Here is a 2564-nt window from a genome sequence, read left to right as displayed (position 1 = left end):
TGTCGGGTAGCGTGAGGCGGATGAGCTGGCCGGCGGGGTCGTAGGTGTAGGCGGTGTGTTCGTCGCCGACGGTCTGGCCGGTGAGGCGGCCGCGCGGGTCGTAGGTGAAGGTGGTGACGAGGCCGTTCGGGTCGATCAGGGTGAGCGGCCGGCCGTTGAGGTCGTAGGCGGTGAGGTCGCTGCGCTGCCCGAGGGCGTTGGTGACGCTGGCGAGTTGGCCGCGTTTGCCGGGGTCGGGGTCGGCGGGGTCGTAGTAGGTGTAGGTGGTGAGGTCGGCGACGTCGGTGCGTGGGCCGTCGGCGGTGAGGACCTGGCCGACGCTGTTGTAGGTCCAGGTCCAGGTGCGCGGGCTGCCGACCAGGGGGGCGGCGAAGCCCTGGCTGCCGTTGGCGTCGGGGGTGGCCTGTTCGCTGCGCGTGAGGAGGTTGCCGGCGGGGTCGTAGGTGAAGGTGGTGCGCTTGAGGGGTTCGGCGATGCGTAGCGGCAGGCGCCAGGTGGCGTGCCAGTCGGTGCGGGTGGTGCGTTGCTCGGGGGTGCCGGAGGCTTCGATGCGTTGGGTTTCGAGGTTGCGCACCGGGTCGTAGGTGTAGGTGGTGAGCTGGCCGTTGAAGTCGGTCTGGCTGACCGATCGTCGACACGCGGTTGGCGAACTCCTGGATCTGGTCGTCGCCACGCAGCAGGAGGACGAGGTCGGTGCCGGCGGCGGAGGTTGAGGAGGACGTCGTGGTTGTGCCGCCATCAGCGGGCTTCAATCCGAGCCTGGCCCCTTAAGCTCTTAACAGAAACTCAGCGTGTAGTCTGTTCCGAAGCCGGTCAAGATCTGGTCCACATCGGCTTCGAGGGTCTTGGCGTCGCGGGCCTTGAACGCCATCCAGGTGTACTTCATCTTGTGCCACAGCTTTTCGATGCGGTTCAGTTCTGGGCTGTAGGGTGGCAGGAAGTACAACTTCAGCCCCCGTTGCGCCAGTAGCTTCAGCATCGGCTGGATCGCCTTCGCCTTATGTACCGAAGCGTTGTCCAGAATCACCACCCAGGGCTTGCCGACATGTTGAACCAACAAGCCGAGGAAGGCGGCAAAGAGCACGGCGGTCATCGTTTCCCACCGCTTCACCGTGAACAAGTCGCCCGACGATAGCAGGGCGCCCACGACATTCAGGCGCCGCCCACGCCTGGCATAGATCATGTGACGCTCCCCCACCGGTGTCCAAGCGCTGCGATTGGGTTGGGCTTGCACAAAGCCTGCTTCGTCCACATACGCGACTTCGACTTCACCTCGTTCGGACGCCGCCAACAGTTCCTTGATTTCTAACGCGGATTCCCGGAATCTCTGCTCGTCTCGTTTTTTTTTAGACTATGTCGGGTGCGCTTCCACACGAACTTCATCTGCTTCAGGGCCAGGCTCAAGGTATTGCGATGCACCGCAACACCACAGGTCTCCTTCAGTTTGACCAACAACTCGGGCGTCGTCAGCGCTTCTTCGCTGGCCCATCCTTTCACCAAGGCCAAGTGCTCATCCGTCAGCTTCTGTGGCGCTCCGCAACGTGCCTGGTCAGGCAATGAGGCAAACCCAGCACCCAGCCATCGTTGCCGCCGTTCGTAGATCGTATACAACCTCACCGACTGCTGCTTCGCCACCTCTTTCACCGCAAACCCCGATCCAAGGAGCAGGATCGACTGCGCACGTTCCCGCTCCCTCCAGTCTCGGCCCTTCTTCACGATCAACTCCAGCTTCAACCGTTCCTCTTCCAAGAATTCCAGGGGCTTGAGTTTCATCGTCATCCACACCAAATATGCAATAAAGATGCATTGTACACTACTCGCCTATTTAACGGGGAGAGCTTACTTGCTTCATGAGCATTCGCACTAACCATCCTGTGAGCATTCCAACTATCAAGGATGCAAACCAAACAATCCCAATAGCCCATATAAAAAATGGGTCAAGAATGCCATCGTCGAAATAATCAATTGGTAATGATGAGATAGCGACGACAACAGAAACAATCAAAGCTATCGCATTACTGTCAGTGTCTTTCCAACGAAGCGTAGAAAGCAAAACAAGCAACATAGTCACGCCTACATATAAATACCAGACACTCATTTTTTGCGCTGCCCTTCTTGTCGTGCTCGTGCCTCTTTCTGTGCTTGGGCATACGCGTCGCCACCATAAGCCTGAACAGCTCGCTCATATTGGCGGGCCATGCGGTTGCACTCCGCTCTAATACTGCCGGATGGTCCTTTTGCACATATATCCTCTATGTCTTTTCGCAGCTCAGAATCGCACTGTTGTTTGCTTTTTCCGCATTGCTCATAGCAAACATCATGGTTGTAGCATGCCCTACTAATATTCATCCCATAAATCCAATCAGGAATAATAGCTTCATTAGACCCACTGCCACAATAGGTCTTAGTAGGATCGTATGGGCCACTTGCTTCTAGTCCTAGCGGATCGATCCAACTCAGCGGATTCCCCCCAACATAGCTGTAAGTATTAATCCCCCCCGCCAACCCAATGGGATCGCTCTGCACATACCGTCCGGTGGAAGGATCGTAATCCCTGAAGTAGT

The 2564-nt window shown here is 57.6% G+C and carries 4 protein-coding genes and 1 pseudogene; all 5 read right to left on the bottom strand.

Going from position 1 to position 2564, the window contains the following annotated elements; genetic code table 11:
- Positions 1 to 574, bottom strand: a pseudogene (locus tag CAPSK01_RS23195) (RHS repeat protein); the annotation flags it as partial.
- A gap of 201 nt (positions 575 to 775) precedes the next feature.
- The gene (locus CAPSK01_RS15045; RefSeq protein ID WP_034928430.1) at positions 776 to 1291 is read right to left on the bottom strand and encodes an IS630 family transposase; all 516 of its coding nucleotides are present in this window, start codon (positions 1289 to 1291) and stop codon (positions 776 to 778) included.
- Between the two features lie 14 nt (positions 1292 to 1305).
- Positions 1306 to 1773 carry a helix-turn-helix domain-containing protein gene (locus CAPSK01_RS15040; RefSeq protein ID WP_273703774.1) on the bottom strand — a complete coding sequence of 156 codons (468 nt, stop codon included), beginning with the start codon at positions 1771 to 1773 and terminating at the stop codon, positions 1306 to 1308.
- Between the two features lie 52 nt (positions 1774 to 1825).
- Entirely contained in the window at positions 1826 to 2065 is a 240-nt protein-coding gene (locus CAPSK01_RS23190; protein WP_273703773.1) for a hypothetical protein, read from the bottom strand.
- A 29-nt stretch (positions 2066 to 2094) separates the two neighbouring features.
- A partial coding sequence (locus tag CAPSK01_RS23185) for an RHS repeat-associated core domain-containing protein (protein ID WP_337958596.1) occupies positions 2095 to 2564 on the bottom strand: 470 nt, incomplete at its 5' end.

Source organism: Candidatus Accumulibacter vicinus, from assembly GCF_000584955.1.
Taxonomy (GTDB): domain Bacteria; phylum Pseudomonadota; class Gammaproteobacteria; order Burkholderiales; family Rhodocyclaceae; genus Accumulibacter; species Accumulibacter vicinus.
Note: the sequence above shows the minus strand (reverse complement) of the source record. Positions and strands in the feature narration are given on the sequence as shown.